A 690-nucleotide genomic window follows, 5' to 3' on the forward strand; every position below is an offset into this window, starting at 1 on the left:
GGCACATCGAATGTTCCGTGATCGCCCTCACCGAACTCGGCACGGACTTCACCGTTCAGGGCGGCGGCTCGGACCTGATCTTCCCGCACCACGACATGAGCGCCGGCCATGCGGCCGCCCTCTCGGGGCATCCGCTCGCCGGCGTGTACAGCCACACCGGCATGGTCGCATACCAGGGCGAGAAGATGAGCAAGTCGCTCGGCAACCTCGTGCTCGTTTCGGCGCTACGCGCCGGGGGCACCGACCCCCGGGCCATCCGCCTGGCCCTGCTCGCGCAGCACTATCGCAGCGACTGGGAATGGACCACCGACTCGCTCTCCGCCGCCGAGGCGCGCCTCGAGGCCTGGACGAACGCCTTCGGTCGTGCCACCGGAGACACGACCGCCGCCGATGGCACGGTGGACGAAGACCTGGTCGACGACGTCAACACGGATGCCGTCGCGAACGCGGACGAGGTCATCGTCGCGCTGCGCGCAGCGCTCGTCAACGACCTCGACACCCCGGCCGCGCTGCGGATCCTGGACGCCGCCGCAGAAGCGGGTACGGCTGCGCCGGAACTGGTAGCCCTGGCCATCGACGCCCTGCTGGGCATCACCCTCTAGGTCGGCCGAGGGCTACGGCTGACGCGGCACGTCAGGACCCGGACGCCCGTCCGCGCGCCCGGACTGGCCGTCGCGGCCGTCGCCCCGC

The 690-nt window shown here is 71.3% G+C and carries 1 pseudogene; it reads left to right on the plus strand.

Features of this window, described 5'->3' with window-relative positions:
* A pseudogene (locus QN345_RS19645) lies at positions 1-602 on the plus strand (cysteine--1-D-myo-inosityl 2-amino-2-deoxy-alpha-D-glucopyranoside ligase); the annotation flags it as partial.
* Positions 603-690: the final 88 nt, after the last annotated feature.

The sequence above is a fragment of the Cryobacterium sp. 10I1 genome, assembly GCF_035019805.1.
In the GTDB taxonomy this organism is placed as follows: domain Bacteria; phylum Actinomycetota; class Actinomycetes; order Actinomycetales; family Microbacteriaceae; genus Cryobacterium; species Cryobacterium glucosi.